A 1,007-nucleotide genomic window follows, 5' to 3' on the forward strand; every position below is an offset into this window, starting at 1 on the left:
TCCTCGACACCGGCAAGGTAGCCGGCGATGGCGCCGATGCGCTTGCCGTCGCTGCGCGCCGCCTTGGCGGCGATCGCGGCAAAGGCCTCCTGCCAGCTCGCCGCGCGCAGCTTGCCGGCCTCGCGGATATAGGGACGGTCGAGGCGCTGGGTGCGCAGGCCGTCGACGACGTGCCGGGTCTTGTCCGAGATCCACTCCTCGTTCACGGCCTCGTTGATGCGCGGCAGGATGCGCATCACCTCGCGGCCGCGGGTATCGACGCGGATGGCCGAGCCGAGGCCGTCCATGACGTCGATCGACTGGGTCTTGCCGAGCTCCCACGGGCGCGCCGCGAACGCATAGGGCTTCGAGGTCAGCGCGCCGACCGGGCAGATATCGACGAGATTGCCCTGCAATTCCGAGCTCAGCGCGTGCTCGAGATAGGTCGTGATCTCCATGTCCTCCCCGCGGCCGGTGGCGCCCATCTCCGGCGCGCCGGCGACTTCCGCCGAGAAGCGGACGCAGCGCGTGCACTGGATGCAGCGGTTCATCGAGGTCTTGACCAGCGCGCCGAGATATTTGTCCTCGACTGCGCGCTTGTTCTCGGCGAAGCGGCTGGTGTCGACGCCGTAGCCCATCGCCTGGTCCTGCAGGTCGCACTCGCCGCCCTGGTCGCAGATCGGACAGTCCAGGGGATGGTTGATCAGAAGGAATTCCATCACGCCTTCGCGCGCCTTCTTCACCATCGGCGAACGCGTCGAGATCTCCGGCGGTTCGCCCTTGGGACCCGGACGGCAGTCGCGCACGCCCCAGGCGCAGCTCGCGACCGGCTTCGGGCCGCCCTTCACCTCGACGAGGCACATCCGGCAATTGCCGGCGATCGACAGCCGCTCGTGATAGCAGAAGCGCGGAATCTCCGCGCCCGCCAGCTCGCACGCCTGCAGCAGCGTATACGTCTTCGGCGCATCCACTTCGACGCCATCGACCAGCAGTTTGACGGTGTCGGTCATGCCCTCACTCCGCCGCCG

At 68.2% G+C, this 1,007-nt stretch carries 1 protein-coding gene; it reads right to left on the bottom strand.

Features of this window, described 5'->3' with window-relative positions; translation table 11 throughout:
- On the bottom strand, window positions 1–989 hold a 989-nt coding region (gene nuoG / locus JHD07_RS26520; RefSeq protein ID WP_291627414.1), incomplete at its 3' end, for an NADH-quinone oxidoreductase subunit NuoG.
- Window positions 990–1,007: the final 18 nt, after the last annotated feature.

Origin of the sequence: Bradyrhizobium sp. (assembly GCF_016462955.1) — a bacterium.
In the GTDB taxonomy this organism is placed as follows: Bacteria; Pseudomonadota; Alphaproteobacteria; order Rhizobiales; family Xanthobacteraceae; genus Bradyrhizobium.